This is a genomic window from Methylotenera sp. L2L1 (genome assembly GCF_000744605.1).
Taxonomy (GTDB): domain Bacteria; phylum Pseudomonadota; class Gammaproteobacteria; order Burkholderiales; family Methylophilaceae; genus Methylotenera.
In genome coordinates this window covers 978,360-993,994 of record NZ_JQMG01000001.1, presented here as the reverse complement: position 1 = coordinate 993,994, position 15,635 = coordinate 978,360, and the positions used below count along the sequence as shown (strand labels likewise).

The 15,635-nt window shown below is 44.7% G+C and carries 15 protein-coding genes; 5 read left to right on the top strand and 10 right to left on the bottom strand.

Annotated features, from left to right (window positions below; all coding sequences use genetic code 11):
- Positions 1–18: 18 nt before the first annotated feature.
- Positions 19–795 (top strand): ferredoxin--NADP reductase, encoded by a 777-nt coding sequence (locus FG24_RS04630; protein ID WP_036301567.1) that lies wholly within the window; start codon positions 19–21, stop codon positions 793–795.
- Between the two features lie 56 nt (positions 796–851).
- Here the strand turns inward: FG24_RS04630 and FG24_RS04625 are convergent, their stop codons facing one another.
- From FG24_RS04625 to FG24_RS04605, 6 genes are all read right to left on the bottom strand, one after another.
- The gene (locus FG24_RS04625; protein WP_036301565.1) at positions 852–1,493 is read right to left on the bottom strand and encodes a VTT domain-containing protein; all 642 of its coding nucleotides are present in this window, start codon (positions 1,491–1,493) and stop codon (positions 852–854) included.
- A gap of 564 nt (positions 1,494–2,057) precedes the next feature.
- Positions 2,058–3,569: an NADP-dependent phosphogluconate dehydrogenase gene (gene gndA / locus FG24_RS04620; RefSeq protein ID WP_036301564.1), complete on the bottom strand. Its 1,512-nt coding sequence runs from the start codon at positions 3,567–3,569 to the stop codon at positions 2,058–2,060.
- Positions 3,570–3,863: 294 nt separating this feature from the next.
- On the bottom strand, positions 3,864–4,082 hold the full coding sequence (locus tag FG24_RS12510) for a hypothetical protein (RefSeq protein ID WP_081880944.1): 219 nt from the start codon (positions 4,080–4,082) through the stop codon (positions 3,864–3,866).
- Between the two features lie 119 nt (positions 4,083–4,201).
- The gene (locus tag FG24_RS04615; protein ID WP_036301558.1) at positions 4,202–7,006 is read right to left on the bottom strand and encodes a bifunctional diguanylate cyclase/phosphodiesterase; all 2,805 of its coding nucleotides are present in this window, start codon (positions 7,004–7,006) and stop codon (positions 4,202–4,204) included.
- Positions 7,007–7,160: 154 nt separating this feature from the next.
- Complete coding sequence (locus tag FG24_RS04610; RefSeq protein ID WP_036301555.1) at positions 7,161–7,523, bottom strand: hypothetical protein; 363 nt, start codon at positions 7,521–7,523, stop codon at positions 7,161–7,163.
- A gap of 90 nt (positions 7,524–7,613) precedes the next feature.
- A complete protein-coding gene (locus FG24_RS04605) occupies positions 7,614–8,591 on the bottom strand; it encodes an L-threonylcarbamoyladenylate synthase (protein ID WP_036301553.1) in 978 nt (325 codons plus the stop codon).
- 128 nt (positions 8,592–8,719) lie between these two features.
- Between FG24_RS04605 and FG24_RS04600 the strand changes: the two genes are divergently transcribed.
- Positions 8,720–9,046 carry a cupin domain-containing protein gene (locus tag FG24_RS04600; RefSeq protein ID WP_036301551.1) on the top strand — a complete coding sequence of 109 codons (327 nt, stop codon included), beginning with the start codon at positions 8,720–8,722 and terminating at the stop codon, positions 9,044–9,046.
- Positions 9,047–9,057: 11 nt separating this feature from the next.
- Here the strand turns inward: FG24_RS04600 and alkB are convergent, their stop codons facing one another.
- Complete coding sequence (gene alkB / locus FG24_RS04595) at positions 9,058–9,693, bottom strand: DNA oxidative demethylase AlkB (protein ID WP_051901435.1); 636 nt, start codon at positions 9,691–9,693, stop codon at positions 9,058–9,060.
- Between the two features lie 93 nt (positions 9,694–9,786).
- On the opposite strand from alkB, the gene FG24_RS04590 reads away from it, so the two are divergent.
- Positions 9,787–10,395: a DNA-3-methyladenine glycosylase family protein gene (locus tag FG24_RS04590; protein WP_036301549.1), complete on the top strand. Its 609-nt coding sequence runs from the start codon at positions 9,787–9,789 to the stop codon at positions 10,393–10,395.
- Between the two features lies 1 nt (position 10,396).
- Here the strand turns inward: FG24_RS04590 and FG24_RS04585 are convergent, their stop codons facing one another.
- Positions 10,397–11,347 carry a hypothetical protein gene (locus FG24_RS04585; RefSeq protein WP_051901434.1) on the bottom strand — a complete coding sequence of 317 codons (951 nt, stop codon included), beginning with the start codon at positions 11,345–11,347 and terminating at the stop codon, positions 10,397–10,399.
- 309 nt (positions 11,348–11,656) lie between these two features.
- Between FG24_RS04585 and FG24_RS04580 the strand changes: the two genes are divergently transcribed.
- Together FG24_RS04580 and FG24_RS04575 are read left to right on the top strand one after the other, a co-directional pair.
- Entirely contained in the window at positions 11,657–12,877 is a 1,221-nt protein-coding gene (locus FG24_RS04580) for an MFS transporter (protein WP_036301547.1), read from the top strand.
- A 15-nt stretch (positions 12,878–12,892) separates the two neighbouring features.
- A complete protein-coding gene (locus FG24_RS04575) occupies positions 12,893–13,252 on the top strand; it encodes a DUF4186 domain-containing protein (RefSeq protein ID WP_036301544.1) in 360 nt (119 codons plus the stop codon).
- On the opposite strand, the gene FG24_RS04570 is transcribed toward FG24_RS04575, so the two are convergent.
- Positions 13,249–14,151: an SdiA-regulated domain-containing protein gene (locus tag FG24_RS04570; RefSeq protein WP_036301541.1), complete on the bottom strand. Its 903-nt coding sequence runs from the start codon at positions 14,149–14,151 to the stop codon at positions 13,249–13,251. The two genes, FG24_RS04575 and FG24_RS04570, sit on opposite strands and share 4 nt — an antisense overlap.
- Positions 14,152–14,325: 174 nt before the next feature.
- Positions 14,326–15,531 (bottom strand): NnrS family protein, encoded by a 1,206-nt coding sequence (locus tag FG24_RS04565; protein WP_051901433.1) that lies wholly within the window; start codon positions 15,529–15,531, stop codon positions 14,326–14,328.
- Between the last annotated feature and the right edge of the window lie 104 nt (positions 15,532–15,635).

Here is a 15,635-nt window from a genome sequence, read left to right as displayed (position 1 = left end):
CTAAAGAAAAATTCAACCATGAGTAAATATTCAACTGAACGCGTATTAAGTGTCCATCACTGGAATGACAATCTTTTTAGCTTTAAAACAACACGTGACCCAGGTCTACGTTTTGAAAATGGCCAGTTTGTGATGATCGGGCTAGAGGTAGATGGCCGCCCGCTTACCCGCGCATACAGTATTGCCAGCCCTAACTATGAAGAGCATTTAGAGTTCTTTAGCATCATCGTACCGAATGGCCCGCTCACATCAAGATTGCAGCATCTAAAAGTGGGTGATGATTTATTGGTCAGCAAAAAACCAACTGGCACGTTAGTGATTCACGATTTAAAACCAGCCAAAAACTTGTACCTGCTTTCTACTGGTACCGGTCTAGCACCGTTCATCAGCCTGATTCAAGACATCGAAGTATATGACCACTATGAAAAAGTCGTATTAATACACGGTGTGCGCAATGTAAACGAGCTTGCCTATGCTGACTTTATCGAAAAAGAACTACCAAACAATGAGTTCTTTGGTGAGGAAGTTCGCAACAAACTGATTTACTACCCAACCGTGACACGAGAGCCATTCCGTAACCAAGGCCGCTTAACTGACTTGATTAACTCAGGCAAGTTATTTGAAGATATCGGATTGCCACCACTTGATCCAGCAAATGATAGAGCCATGATCTGCGGTAGTCCACAAATGTTAAAAGACACCGAAGAGCTTTTAGATTCAAGAGGCTTTGTTGTTTCACCACGCGTAGGTCAACCAGGCGACTACGTGATTGAGCGTGCCTTTGTAGAAAAATAAGCTGTAGAAAATAAGTTTTAGAAAATTAGGTATAGAGAAATAAAGCAACACCCATCTCAAGCACGTGGTTGCAACATGTGCTTGAGAAACACCCAAACCGCAGGCAAGCTAGGAATAACAATTAGCGCCAGCGCCACTAAAGAGAAGTTCGCTTTCACCCACGGGTGATTCCCCACCAAAAAGCCGATACCGGTTAAGCCACACACCCAAATCAAACCACCAATCACATTATAAAAAGCAAATTTCGGATAGGTCATTTGCGCTACGCCTGCTACAAATGGGGTAAAAGTACGGATAAACGGCAAAAACCGTCCCACCACTATCGTAATCGGCCCATACTCCTCATAGAATGCATGCGCCTTATTAAAAGCATCTTTATTAAACCATCGGGAATTTTCCCAAGCAAAAACCTTGTTGCCTGTCCACTTGCCAATTGAATAATTCAACGCATCGCCAGCAATGGCTGCGATTGACAGTAATGTCATTAAGGCAGGCAAACTCATGCCACCCACCGCAGCGATGGCACCCGCCACAAACAATAAAGAATCCCCAGGTAAAAAAGGCATGGCCACTAGGCCAGTTTCTATAAAAATAATAAGAAACAGCAGTGCGTAAATCCATAGCCCCCAAGCGGCTGTCACCGCCGCCAAATGCTTATCCAAATGCAAAAAGAGATCAATGATGCTTTGTAAATCCATAGATAATTTCTAGCCTTATTTTTCTATATATCAGCCCAGTAAACACTGGCACTTAACTTATTTTCTTATTAGTTCTGCTAATCATTATAGCTATCACCAAACAATCTCACTACCACCTAGTCATTCCGTGCTTTCGCGTGTGAATAACCAGCTGAAGCTGGTATATTACACGGTGAAGACCTTCACGGTCTGACACGGAATCCAGTGACTTAAAGACTCTGGATACCGACTTTTCGCGCTTCCACTTGGCACTTTAGTGCTTAGTGGAGCGGTGAAGACCTTTCACACTTTGCTTGCCAGTTTACTGGCTTAGCAAATTGGGGAAGCCAAGCACTGGCTCACGGTCTCGTCGGTATGACAATTTGTGAGATGGGACACAGCATCGGATTATTTGGTGGAATAGCTATAACAACAGTCCGCCACTTACAATCAACAGCTTCCTAGCGCCTATACACACTGCTTATAATTGCTGTATAAGAAAGAAACCTCCAGCATTATAGCGTTCAGGTAATAAAAAACCCGCCATCAGCGGGTTTTTTATTATTCAAATCGACTACTTAAATATTACACTTCTAACTGTGGACGGCTAGCTTCAGGCCAATCCAAGTGGTAGAACTGACCACGTGGCTCATCTTTACGCTCATAGGTATGTGCGCCGAAGTAGTCACGTTGACCTTGCAACAAGTTTGCCGGTAGATCTGCACTGCGGTAGCCATCGTAATAAGCCATCGCTGCAGCAAAACCTTGTGCTGGAATACCGTTGGTGACTGCCAAAGCAATCACTTTACGCCAGCCTGCTTGACCTTCGTTCATCGCGTGCGTGAAGTATGGGTCTAACATCAAGTTTTTCAAACGTGAGTTCAATGCATAAGCATCAGTGATTTTTTGCAAGAAACGTGCACGAATAATACAACCACCGCGCCAGATTTGAGCAATTTCACCGAAGTTCAATTTCCAGTTGTAAGCCACTTGTGCTTTGTCGATCAATTGGAAACCTTGTGCGTATGCACAAATTTTAGAGCAATATAAAGCATTCTTAATCGCTTCAATAATTGCTTTCTTGTCAGACTCAACTTTGATTGCTGGGCCTTTCAAGATTTTGCTTGCTTCAACACGCTCTTCTTTTAAGCTAGACAATGCACGTGCGTACACCGCCGCTGCAATCGCGTTAGCTGGTGCGCCTAATTCAAGCGCATTTGCTGCTGTCCATTGACCTGTACCTTTTTGACCAGCAGTATCCAAGATTTGATCAACCAAGAAGCCTTTGCCTTTTGGATCTTTTTGTTGCAGGATATCAGCAGTAATTTCAATCAAGAAGCTTGATAGTTCGCCTTTATTCCACTCAGCAAATACTTTACCGATTTCATCAGCTTGCATGCCTAACAGGTTTTTCATCAACCAGTAAGCTTCGCAAATCAATTGCATGTCGATGTATTCAATACCGTTGTGCACCATTTTTACATAGTGACCAGCACCGTCAGGACCAATGTATTCAGCACATGAGAAGCCGCCTTCTACTGGTTTACCTGGTTTACCGCCTTCTAAAGGCTCGCCAGTTACTGGGTCAACTTTAGCAGCGATATCACGCCAGATTGGCTCTAAACTCGCCCAAGCTTTACGTGTACCTGATGGCATTAATGATGGACCGAAACGTGCGCCTGTCTCACCGCCTGAAACACCAGAACCGATGAAATCAATCCCTTTAGCCGCTAATTCTTTTTCGCGACGGATTGTATCTGTCCACAATGCGTTACCACCATCAATGATGATGTCGCCTTGCTCTAGGAATGGTAATAAAGCGTTGATAGTCACATCGGTTGCGCTACCAGCTTTAACTAATAAAATAATTTTACGTGGGCGTTTGATACTTAAAACAAATGAAGCTAAATCAGCATGGCCAACAACGTTAGCATGTGAAGGTTCATTATTTTTGCATTCTTCAATGAAATTCACCATTTTTTTTGGGTCACGGTTATAAACCGCAATGGTGTAGCCATGATCGGCAATATTCAGAGCCAAGTTTTGGCCCATAACAGCTAGGCCAACTAGGCCAATATCAGCATTCTTCGTAGTCATTTATCTTCTCTTTTGGAGTTGTTTAATGGAAAGGTTTTTTGGTAGGCAAGATTATAGAGCTTTTTCTTCAATAAATTACTGAAAATTGACGTAGATCAGAGAATTTTTTTCAATTGCTGTCAATATCCGCCATAAGGCCTTAAAAGCTATCGAAATAACCCTGACTTCAATGCAAGAGTAAGGCGAAAGATTTGTGGCGTATTAGGAATTAAAGTGAATGCCAGCTATATGAATATGGAGATTCAACAATAGTCGCTAAGTATGAGTAAAACGGGATGTAAGAATGCGTACTTTTTAATAATCACTACTTCTGCCGGTTGAGTATCCAGCGGGCACATCATTTTGCCATGCTCCGCAATCGGCACAACAATGATCGTGCATGGTCGGACTTAACACTAAATGCCTACTTTTACATGCCTTACAGTGGGGAACATCTTCTTCAGTCACTTTGTGGTGCAAGCGATGATGCTCTGTTGCAACCTTGCTACTACCTAACCCGTATTTATTATCCATGGCCGACTCCATGTTATGTCTAAACTTGGAATAACTAACTTACGCCTTTTTCATATGGTCAGCAAGTGTTAATCAACAATTGAGTAAACTTCACAACAGGTGTTACAGCAAAAAGCTATCTAAATTAAACCTAGCGTCCAGCTTGGGTCTTGTTGATAGGCTTCCACCCAGCCCTGAACATTGTGCGCAGGCATTGGGCGTGCAACCCCATAACCTTGCACCACAGAACAACCCATATGCAACAACCAAACGCCTTGTTCTGCGTTTTCCACGCCTTCAGCGACCACTTTCCGCTTAAAGTCTCGGCTTAAGCTGATGACACCTGCAACCACGGCCAAATCGTCAACGTCTTGTAGCATGTCGCGCACAAATGACTGGTCGATTTTGATGGTCTCGACAGGTAATCGGCGTAGATAGGTCAATGAAGAATAGCCTACACCAAAATCGTCAAGTGCAAAGCTCACGCCTAATTGCTTACAGCTATTAATGGTATTAGCGACACCCGAAATATCTTCAATTGCAGCGGTTTCTGTAATTTCAAATTCGATTCGGTCTGCTTTCACTTCAGGGAACTCGGTTAACAACAAAATTAAGCGATCTGTAAAGTTAGATTGCACAATATGTCTTGCTGCGATATTCACGCTGACCTGGAAATCCAGACCTGATGCTTGCCAGACCCTAATTTGACCTAAGGCCTCACGGATTACCCATTCGCCCAATAGAATAGAGAAATCAGTATCTTCTACGATAGGTAAAAATGTGGCTGGTGAACGTAAGCCTAGTTCAGGATGCTCCCAACGTATCAAAGCCTCCATCCCAACCACCTTGCCTTGGCGCAGATCGACTTTAGGTTGGTAATACAAGCGGAATTCATTATTCGGTAACGCCGCTTCTACGCGCTCTCGGTCTTGGCGCAAACCTCTAAATTGACGATCATGATGTGAGTCAAATTGTTGCACACGACTACCACCGTTAAGCTTGGCCTGATACATCGCGTGGTCTGCATGCCTCAGCAGCGTATCTGGCTCACAGCCGTCATCAGGGAAAATAGTGTAACCAATACTAGAGGATACCGTGACTGACTTGTCACCAATGCTATATGGGGTTTTAATCACGCTGAGTAAACGCTCTAATGTTTGCGTACATTCATCGACACTTTGCAAACCGCACAGCAGTACTGCAAACTCATCACCACCCAGCCGCGCAACGGTATCGCTGTCGCGCAAGCATGCACTCATACGCACCGCCAGCTGAACTAGCAGGTAGTCGCCAGCCTCATGCCCCAAGGTGTCATTCACTGGTTTAAATCCATCCAGATCTAGACAGCAAACCGCCAGCAACTCACCTGAACGTTCAGCCCTTGCAAGCGCTTGCTGCAAACGATCGGATAGCAAAGCACGATTGGGCAATTGCGTCAGCGGATCATGGTACGCCATGCGCTCTAGGTTTTGCTGCTGTTCTTTCGCTTGTGTAATGTCAGAGAACAAGCCCACAAAGTTTTTAATCTGATTAGCTTCGTCTCGCACGCAGAATATATCAAGCCACGCCGCATAAACATCGCCGTTCATGCGGCGATTCCAAGTCTCACCACGCCACTCACTGTTACTTTCAGCTTGCAGCCAAAGCAGGTCTAGCAGGCTATCATCGTAAGTAACAAATCCTAAGGCTTGCGGCACGCGACCTAATGCGTCTTCTCTTGGGTATCCGGTAATTTGAGTAAAGGCATAATTGACCTCAACGAGGTTTGCATTGGCATCCGTAATAAAAATACCATCATGCGCATGATCAAACACGCTTGCAGATAAACGCATACGTTCTGAGTTTTGCTGCAACGTATCGATGGACTCGCGCAGCTTCTGCCGCATTTCCAACACACTCGCCATTAAAGTATCTGGCTTTGCATTTAGGCCATCTTGCGCTAAATCCCCAGCAGCGATGCGTTTTACCACATCAATCGCAAGCGCTGGGTCGCCCCCTATCGGGTTCAAGATTAAACGTCTTAATTGCCACAAGATAATGACAATCAGTAAGGTACCAAGCAATATGCCAGCAAACACAACAAACCATGCATTGGCTAAGCTCACTGCTCGCGCTTCACTGAGGGGGTAGGCAACCACAACATTAAAGCCCCATTTAGGCACGCCCGCTGTCACAAACTCCCAGTTATCCGGCCTAGACTCTAGCAAGCTCTCGACTTTAGCCTGTTTTACATGGGATGAGAGAAAGCGAATATTATTGGTTTCATCCAAGATTACCGCAAAACCAGTAGTGAGCTGGCGCATATTTTCTACGGTGTCACGCAGTATCTTAATGTCTACTTTATAGCCAATATAGTAAGCCCCAATCACGCGGCCACTTGCATCGAACACTGGGTCGTATCTTGTAATATAAGGCTGACCAAGGATATCAACGACGCCATGGTATTCTTTACCGGCTAATAAAGCGTGAATCACTTTACCCTTAGGATTAAGTAGCGTTCCTACGGCACGCGCCCCATTATCTTGCTTAACATTGGTGGCAATACGCACAAAACCATCACCAGACCGCACAAACATGGTGGCAGTACCACCAAACAAATCACTGACACTATCGACCAGATCAAAATGACCAGTAATCTCAGTCTCACCCATTTTAAGATTGGGTAACGATTTGGCTTGAAGTTGAATCAAGCCATCGATGTGTACTTGACCTAACGCCTGACTGCGTTGTTTTAATAAGCGCATGGCAGAATTAGCCTGCTCACTGACCAATTCTTCGGTGACATCCAACAGACGAACTAGAGTTTTCGCTTGCTCATTTGCGCCTGCATGAATATTGTCTAATTGCTGTGAAGCTTGTTGCCCTGTTAGCACAAAAGGTGCGACAGCTAACAAAATCAGCACAGGCAACAAGAAACGCCAAATTGTGGAAATCTTTTTTTGCATAAGGAGACAATAAGGCTAGATTGAAATTATCCTATCACAATTTAATAAGGACTCAGGCTAAGAATCCATTGAATCAACAATAAATTAAAGCACTAGTGATAAAACCAACAGAAAAACATCATCAAACAGCATGATTAAATACTTTGTGAATATATTATTTCTTTAGCTGTGGCTTGCAATTAAGATAAGCTATTTTCTCACCATCATTCAGTGTTGTAGCATCTCCATTAATTACTAGCGCAATCACGCCACTCGCATAACGGCGATTATCATCGCTTGATTTTGGCAAGTTCACTTCATGATCTGGATAAATTAACCAAGCATCGCTACCGTTGTTCAGTATGCGCACATGAAAGTGTTTATTACCATCACACACGTATTCAGTAGCATCTTTGGGATAGGGCGACTGCTCACTCGTCTCGCCCCGAAAGGGATTGGATAAACCAATAGAACTACAGGCTGGAATCACTACTGCTAATAAAGAGGCTAAAACAAACTGCTTTAATTTAATAATCATATTTCGAACCTAAATTGTACGGACAAATCACTTAAACGGATGACGATTAGATGCGTGCTTAATTGTAATCAATACGTAATATACAACAAATCATCGATATCCAGCGCGACTTAATCTATCCAATACCGCCAGCCATGCGGGTAAAGCAGGTGGTAGCTCCACCAATAAGCGGTCGACTTTCATCGCATCTAAGTGATGTAAGCTACTATATAACAGCTCAGCCGCCTTATCTGGCGAGTTAGGTAACGTGATCGATTGGCAGTTTAGCTCGCTATCATTACTATCGCCAATCAGCATCGCCGCACAAGACAACCCCGCGGCTTGCAATGCTTCGCCTTCTTGAATCAGTGCCTGCCTGTCTTTAAACAACAGCAATGGCGTGCGGGGTGAATAGTGCAATGCATGCTGACCCGGCACTTTAGGTAGCGCCTGTTGGGCATCTGCACTCACGGCAGAGGACACTTGATGATGAGCGGTGGCTACCTCAGCAATATCATCCTCACTAATCATACCCGGGCGTAGCAACTGCCATTGCCCATTGGCAGAGACGCTCACAATGGTTGACTCTATCCCCACATTGCAGGCGCCGCCATCTAGCACTGGAATTGATTCACCCAATCCCGCTTCAACATGTGCGGCTGTTGTCGGGCTAAGCTGGGTAAATAAATTGGCAGAAGGTGCTGCAACGCTTAAACCACCATGCGTAAGCAATGCCAACGCAACCGGATGGTTAGGCACTCGTAGCGCGACGGTTGCTTCATCACCACGCACGACGCGTGACACATGGGGCTGTGCAGGTAACACCAACGTTAATGGGCCGGGCCAAAAGGCTTTTGCCAGATTAACGGCAACTTCGGGAAACGTCGTTGCCCAATTACTCACTTGGTTCATGTCACCAATATGTACAATCAACGGGTGGTCTGCCGGGCGTTGTTTAATCTCGAATATTTTCTTAAGTGCACTATCGTTGGTCGCATCTGCGGCTAATCCATAGACTGTTTCGGTAGGAATCGCCACGACCCCTCCGCTTTTAAGCTCGGCAATTGCCTGTTCTAAACTAACACGCATAATATTTCACTTAATATTCCACAGGTCTAAAAACCGTATTTTACTACTTTACGCTGGTCAGCACTTAATTAGAACATTTCAGCTTTAGTGCTTGATGGGATAAAATGCATTTTTTAAAAGGAATACACATGACTCAAATCACTGTTGAAAAAAATCCAAGTCAGCAACGTTTAGAAGCTTTGAACGTAAGCAAATGGCCGACATGGGAGAAAGAAGTTTCTGTTTTCCCATGGACATTTCCTGAGCAAGAGGTTGCATACATTTTAGAGGGTGAATGTGTGATTACGCCTACTGGTGGCACGCCAGTGACCTTTGGTAAAGGTGATTTAGTCACTTTTCCAGCTGGCATGAGCGCAAGCTGGGAAGTTAAAAAACCGCTACATAAACACTATCAGTTAGATGGCTCTAAGCTTTGCCAAATCTATCGCCGCATTAAACTTGCGTTAAAACTGTAAGGCTTGTCTCATTACCCAGCTTTACGGAAAGTAAGATTGATTCGAACGTCCCCTAAAGCTGGGTGCGTACTGGCCTTAAGTGGCAGTATGCCGTGATAGCGTAAACGCGCTTCCCCGCCCCACACCACCACATCTCCATGATAAAGCGGAACATTCAAGGCTTTATCCGTACGCTTTAAACCACCAAACTGAAATGTTGCAGGCACGCCTAAAGAAACCGAAACGATAGGTTGCGTGAAATCACGTTCGTTTTTATCTTGATGCAAACCCATACGTGCACCGGTTTGATAGCGATTAACCAAACAAGCATCTGGGGTAAAGTCAGCGTAGCCCGCCACTAATGCAGCCGCTTGTGACAAGGCTAGGAAACTAGCCGGTATAGAAGGCCAGGGCTTTTGTGTAAGCGGATCTAAGTTGGCATAACGGTAACCTTGGCGATCAGTCACCCAACCCAGCGCCCCGCAGTTACTCATTGCAACCGACATCGCAAACCCATTCGGCGTTATCATATGACGAAACGGCGCCTGCGTAATGACGCTTGCTAAATCTGCAAGTAAAGCTGCTTCATCTTTAAGCGCAAAGCCCTTGAGTAAGCTCACGCCAGCAAGTGCAGTGTCGATAGGCGTTGTGTTGCCAAACAAATCCAAGCTAAATCACTCCATCCATATGTGTCTGGTTTGTTTAATCAGAATATTGATCAATATTGAACAATATTAAATTCGGATGCTTATAATCATCATATGAACAACCCATACCAGCAGGCACAAGATTTTTTACGCACTATCGACAGCGATTGGGCACAATTGATAGACCTAGTAGGTGCATGTAAGTTTACAACAAAAAGCGAGCGTGACCCTTACGAGGCATTGGTGCGCGCCGTGGCGTATCAACAGCTCAGCACCAAAGCCGGTGATGCCATACTCAAAAAACTGATTAATCATTATGGACAATTCCCGCTACCGTCACAGTTAATAGCCACAACATTTGACGAACTGCGTGCGGTGGGATTTTCTGGCAGAAAGGTAGAGACACTCCAAGGTATCGCCAATGCAGCCCTAACTGGCTTAGTCCCCACACAGGCACTTGCTGACAATATGAGCAACGAAACCTTAATTCAACAAATCACTACCATTAAAGGCATTGGTCAATGGACGGTGGAAATGATGCTGATGTTTACTTTGGCGCACATGGACATTCTGCCGGCAGATGACTTTGGCATCGTAGAGGGCTACAAACGGCTGAAAAAGCTGGAAGTTGCGCCTAAACGCAAACAAATGGTGGAAATTGGCCAAGCATGGAGCCCTTACCGCACGGTTGCCAGCTGGTATTTATGGCAAGTACCGAAATAATCTATGGTGAGTGGCTTACCCATGTAATAATAATGCCCTGCTCCTGTGCAATTTTTTCAAATAAAGGAATGGCATCTTGCAAATGTTTTAAATAAGAAAAAGCCGTTTCTTGATGAAAGCCCAGCACTAACACCCGCCTGTTATGTTCAATTAATGTTTTAAATATCGTGACTAATTGTTGCGTGTCGGTGTAATCAGCCAAGCTGCCATTATTGGGATACTCCATCACCGAGGCAGTTAACTGATACGGCTCATCCAACACCGAGGCCTCGGGATGCAAGGCTTTAACCATTTGCATCAGCCCGCTATTTTCCGCCCACTTACTCGTCAGCAAGTTAGCATCGGTACGTGAGCTATCGAACACAAATTGATTCGCCTCCAGCGCACTCGCTAATTTAGGCCCTAATTGCCAGCCACCAGCCCGAAAGTAGCGCGGGCGCGCAAAACCCTGCTCCACTAATAAATTAGCACTACAACCAATTAACTTCGTTAAATCTTGTGCTGAATACGCATATTCCAAACTCACGGCATATCCACAATCACCCGCCTCACACACTTCATTTTGTGCTGCAAATGAGGGGGAGTTTTGATATGGCACATCACACGCGTCAAGCAGAGATTTCCAGCCATGCACATGCAAGCCCATGCTGTCTGAAGGTAAAAAAGTGGAACGTATCTTTTCAGCTTCCACTATCGCATCGGTGCTTGGACGTAACAAATAGACTGGATTTAACAACTGCATCATCGGGATATGTGGATATTGCTTGCGGAAAGCCTGTATCACTTCGATATTTTCATCATCGAGCGACCACCCTTCCCAATCGACGGTAACGAATATTTGAATCGTGGGCTTGGCATTATTTTCAGCGTAGCTGTTTAAGCTAATAAATAAGCATAGGTAAGCCACAAAGCATAGATTAAGTAGTTCGAGATAAGAATTTTTATGGGTCATAAACGCATCAAATGGTTATCCGTCTTTGCTAAAAAAGCGTAGGTGAATAGCAATGCAGCAATCACGATTGATGCATTCAATTAGCGGTTAGTGCGCCTAATCTATATCGGTAGAATCACACTAGGTCAATGATGACTCATCGGCAAGATCAGATAAATCTTTCAACTTGCTTACTACCTTATTCACTGCACTAACCCGTGCATTCTATCCGTTTACATTCAAGTATTAAATGTTTTTATAGGCGCCTGAGTGCCAATTCTAAATCACAAGCGTTAAAGCAATATGACGTTTGCACTTATAATGTCGCCCATGGAATTATTTAAATATCATCAATTTGCATTTGCCAAACTTTTAGCATTTCGTATTCAACTCGTACTGGCGTACCAAATATTAGCGGTAGTGGTAGGCTGGCATATTTATCAGATTACACATAACCCATTGTCTTTAGGGTTAATAGGTTTGGCCGAAGTGATTCCTTACTTCGCCTCTGCATTATTTGCTGGGCATGCCGTTGATCACTATTACTCACGTCGCTTATTTGCAGGCTTAGCGGCGGTGTTGCTCACCATTAATGCACTTACACTCACCTTAGTAGCGCTAGGTTGGCTAGATGGTAATATCACCTATTGGATTTACGGCTCCATTGCTTTTACCGGGGTGGCTCGTGCCTTTATTGCGCCTAGTTACAATACTTTATTCGCCATCATTTTACCCCGTGAGCAGTATGCACGCGCTGCGGGTATCGGCACCTCTACCTTTCAGATAGGCTTGGTGTTGGGCCCAGCCATTGGCGGCCTATTGGTAGGGTTTGGTAGTAAAGCACTGGCTTACAGCGTTGCTACTGCACTATGCCTAGGTGCTGCCACCTCGATTGCTTTACTTAAGTTAAAAGAACCTACAAAAGCAGAGAGCATTCCTGTATTTACCAGCATTGCACAGGGTCTGCGCTTTGTATTTAGCAACCAAATCGTATTAGGTGCATTATCACTAGACATGTTTGCTGTGTTATTTGGCGGTGCAGTTGCCATGCTGCCAGCATTTATTCATGACGTTTATCACATGGGCCCTGAGAGCTTAGGCATTCTGCGTGCGGCGCCTGCACTAGGCGCTATCGTCACTGGGCTTTGGCTCACTCGACACCCGATTAACCTAAACGCAGGTCGCTGGTTATTAGGGATGGTTGCAGGATTTGGGCTTTGCATTATTGGGTTTGGCTTAAGCACTAGCTTTTGGATGGCGGCTGTTTTTCTATTACTTTCTGGTCTGTTTGATGGCGTTTCTGTCATCACACGACAAACCATTATGCAGCTTGCCACACCAGATGCCATGCGTGGACGCGTTTCAGCCATTAATGGCATTTTCATCGGCTCATCTAATGAGTTAGGTGCTTTTGAATCAGGGGTTGCCGCACGCCTAATGGGACTAGTGCCCTCTGTGATTTTTGGTGGCCTCATGACATTAGGTGTTGTAGGGGCAACGGCAAAGCTTGCACCTAAACTTCGTACATTACACTTGCACCAATTGCATTGAGTCAAATAAAACAACGTGAAAGATCTGGATACGCTATTTGCAGCACTGGCTCAATCTACGTTCAGAAGCAGCTTTCAACTGCGTGATAAAGACTTAGCCTATCTACAGCAAAAAGGCTTATCCACCGTGCTTGATCATGCGGAAGACTTTATCGGCAAACGTTTAGCGCCTGCGGTGATTGGTAACGATGGTAAACAAACGCCGATGCGTGGCCATCCTGTATTTGTAGCGCAACACGCCACGGCTTGCTGCTGCCGAGGTTGCTTACAGAAGTGGCATCAGATACCGCAAGGGCGCGAGGTTACATTAGCAGAGCAAGCTTATATGGTCGTTGTGCTAGAAAAGTGGCTGCGTATTAGGCTTGAAACTGATTAAGGCTGACGATGCTTAAACACATAAAACAGGTTAGGCTCACTCATAATGTAGATACTACCATCTGGGCCTATGGCAATCCCCTCTGCTTGCGGCACATGCTGGCTTAAACCGTGAAACCCTTTCCACAAAGCCAGCGCTCCGACTGCATGACCATGTGCATCATATTCTTTAATCAGCCGTGATTCATCACTTAACAGCACTAGGCTGTCCGTTTCATCGTGATACGTCACTGAAGACAAATCTCTTAATGACCATTTAATCGCAGCATCGTACTGATCTAAACGCTTGATCTCTAGCGACTCACCCGCTTTGGCTTCAAAAAAGCCTTCAACCGATAAAATGTATTTAGGATCACGCTCTTTCACGACCAGCAGGCGGTGATTGTTACCATCCCAAGACACACCTTCGAAGTTCTTATTGCTTGTAAAATTAAGCCCTAATTTCAGCTTTGGCGCGTTGGTGACATCGACACTTGTCGCATCATCATCCAATGTCACTAACACTAAGCGGTTATCACTTTCATCCGCAATCACATATCGGCTATCTGCTACATGGGTAATGCCCTCCATATCCGAGACGCCTGTCACATCCACCCGCCGAATCACTTTTCCAGTTAAGCTCAACTCAATAATCTGCGCCTCTTTATTTAATACGGTAAAAAGCGTATTGCTGCGGGTGTTATAAGTAAAGCCTGAAGCATTGGCTAAATCTGGAATGGATAAGCCGTCAATTTCTACATGATAGTTTTTTAGGTCTAGCGTTTTAGTCGCTTGCTCGGATGCTGATTGGTTGTTATGCCAAACATACCAAGCGAGGGCCTCTAGCCTAAAGCAGTAAATGCTAGCTAATATCAGAATGAATAGTGCTAAGATCCAACGTCGTTTGTTTTTCTGAGGCATGTGAGATTGTGATCAATTGGCATTGCACCAACTGATCACATATAAATTTAAGAAGAACCAAACAGACCCATGCTTTGGATAATAGTTCAGCTAAAAAGACCCATGTTAAACACTGACCTGAAAAATAACCCTTAAACACCACCTTCAGGCAAAACAGCACATTTAACGAACTGATTAACCAGGCGTACCATCGACCCTAGGCATCCATAAGATAGGAGTATAAATCCACACAAAAACTGCAAACCCGAGTATCCAGCATAGTGCAGAAACAAAAATCCAACTGCTATAAAGCTGCATGTCTAGCATCGGTGCAAATACCCGAAACAGCAGGCTCAGCATGATGGCAATAAACACCAACAGCAGCCAGCTAGATGACTTTCGGATATCTCGCCCAGTATGCCCCAATGCCACGCGCGCCATCATGGCTAAGCTCATGAGGCCAATTCCGCCTATCGTAAACAGGTGTAGCACCAATATAAGCGGGATGGAAAGCAAAGCTTGCACACCATAAAACAGAAAGCCTAGATTAATCATCCATGCAGATAAATACAAACTCCATAGCAATGGCACACGCCATATGCCACTGGTATGCCAATGACAGAGGCGATACCCATTGAGTAGAAACAAGCCGCATGCCAAATAAGGCGTTAAGTAAGGGCTTCTATAAAAAATCTCATTAACAAACAAGGCGAGAAACATCACTAATATGCTGATATCCAGCCACTGATGATGCTTGATTTTAATTTTCTCTTGCACGCCACGCTCAATAAAGAATGGAATCACTCGGCGACCTATCATCAGGATTAAACTCACCAGCAATAAAACAGCACCGTTAATTGCGTACAGCATGCCATCTTGCAAGACGCCGTAATATCCTAAGTAGAACACGACATTCCCGACCCATAACAAAGCCACTTTAACAACCACTGCAAGCTGAGCCCATTGCCTTGCACGGATAATTGGCTGGCTGATGGACAACATCAACGCTAAACCAAACAGCAAATCGACAATGGCGGCCCACAGCATCAAACGTGTACCAAACAAAAATAGCACGCGTGCGGCAACCCATAATCCGAATAAAGCCATCAACAGCTTACCATGCAGTGTTTGTACACCCGTCCAATTCCGCACTGCGGTTAATAAGAAGCCAGCAACTACCGCCAAGCTATAGCCATACAGCATTTCATGCGCGTGCCACTGGGCGCTGGTAATCGATTGAATTTGCACAACATTGTGCGCGCTATAAATCAGCATCCACCAAACTATGGATACAATGGCAAAAATACCTGCGCCTAGAAAAAATGGACGAAACCCAAGGTTGAATAATGCACAACCCCGAGTTGGACTAGACTGATGCATCTGGATTTGCACAACGGCCATCGTGATCATGCCTTTTATTGAGAAGGAAACACATATGCTAGCCTAGCTTAACTATTTTTAAATTGATTTAGGTTAAGAAACTAAATCAATTTCTAGCATCAACT

Excerpts from the sequence above, each read along its gene's own strand:
- FG24_RS04605 (WP_036301553.1), bottom strand. The coding sequence starts at position 8,591 with ATGCGTGTTAGTTTAGAACAGGCAATTGCCGAGCTTAAAAGCGGAGGG.
- FG24_RS04580 (WP_036301547.1), top strand. The coding sequence starts at position 11,657 with ATGGAATTATTTAAATATCATCAATTTGCATTTGCCAAACTTTTAGCA.
- FG24_RS04570 (WP_036301541.1), bottom strand. The coding sequence starts at position 14,151 with ATGCCTCAGAAAAACAAACGACGTTGGATCTTAGCACTATTCATTCTG.
- FG24_RS04585 (WP_051901434.1), bottom strand. The coding sequence starts at position 11,347 with ATGACCCATAAAAATTCTTATCTCGAACTACTTAATCTATGCTTTGTG.
- FG24_RS04625 (WP_036301565.1), bottom strand. The coding sequence starts at position 1,493 with ATGGATTTACAAAGCATCATTGATCTCTTTTTGCATTTGGATAAGCAT.
- FG24_RS12510 (WP_081880944.1), bottom strand. The coding sequence starts at position 4,082 with ATGGATAATAAATACGGGTTAGGTAGTAGCAAGGTTGCAACAGAGCAT.
- FG24_RS04630 (WP_036301567.1), top strand. The coding sequence starts at position 19 with ATGAGTAAATATTCAACTGAACGCGTATTAAGTGTCCATCACTGGAAT.
- FG24_RS04610 (WP_036301555.1), bottom strand. The coding sequence starts at position 7,523 with ATGATTATTAAATTAAAGCAGTTTGTTTTAGCCTCTTTATTAGCAGTA.
- FG24_RS04615 (WP_036301558.1), bottom strand. The coding sequence starts at position 7,006 with ATGCAAAAAAAGATTTCCACAATTTGGCGTTTCTTGTTGCCTGTGCTG.
- FG24_RS04565 (WP_051901433.1), bottom strand. The coding sequence starts at position 15,531 with ATGGCCGTTGTGCAAATCCAGATGCATCAGTCTAGTCCAACTCGGGGT.
- FG24_RS04590 (WP_036301549.1), top strand. The coding sequence starts at position 9,787 with ATGAACAACCCATACCAGCAGGCACAAGATTTTTTACGCACTATCGAC.
- FG24_RS04600 (WP_036301551.1), top strand. The coding sequence starts at position 8,720 with ATGACTCAAATCACTGTTGAAAAAAATCCAAGTCAGCAACGTTTAGAA.
- gndA (WP_036301564.1), bottom strand. The coding sequence starts at position 3,569 with ATGACTACGAAGAATGCTGATATTGGCCTAGTTGGCCTAGCTGTTATG.